Origin of the sequence: Nitratireductor aestuarii (assembly GCF_014641695.1) — a bacterium.
GTDB classification, from domain to species: domain Bacteria; phylum Pseudomonadota; class Alphaproteobacteria; order Rhizobiales; family Rhizobiaceae; genus Chelativorans; species Chelativorans aestuarii.
The window spans coordinates 1-525 of record NZ_BMIF01000072.1 but is presented as its reverse complement, the minus strand read 5'-3'; the positions used below and the strand labels follow the sequence as shown (position 1 = coordinate 525).

1 protein-coding gene is annotated in these 525 nt (G+C 53.3%); it reads right to left on the bottom strand.

The annotated features are described in order from the left end of the window. Nucleotides 1–236: GNAT family protein (locus IEX27_RS21170; protein ID WP_507763578.1), on the bottom strand; the 236-nt coding region annotated here is incomplete at its 3' end. Nucleotides 237–525 lie beyond the last annotated feature (289 nt).

Here is a 525-nt window from a genome sequence, read left to right as displayed (position 1 = left end):
TCGGGGATCAGGTATCCGGAAATCCACCCGACAATTGCGCCATCCCGACTTTCGGCAATGATGGAGGTTGCAGCGAAATGATCGCATTGCAGAAGATTGCAGTAGAGCGAGTTCTCATCGAGCGGCTCGCAGATGCGAACCAGCTGCCAGACCGCAGCTCCGTCTTTTGCCTTTGGGAGGCGGAAGGTAACTTCGTCATCCACGTGGGGAATTGTCATTGCTTCGGCGGCTAGCATCGATCTCCTCATATCAACGTCGCAGATATTACGGTCATCGAAAGATATTGCAACAGCAGATTCTCGATTTTGCGGTAAGTATAGGGATTCGATGCGTTATTTGTGCTCGAGCCGGCGGAAAATTGATTCGATAAACGAAATGCTTTTTATCTGCTAAGAAGACCGAGATGCGGAGCCCGGGGATGAAATGGAAGATCGTACGCAATCGAGTCTGATCGCACTGCGGCGCATACTGCGCGCTACCGAACTGAACGCGCGCACCGTCGCGCGCGCAACCGGGCTCACGACA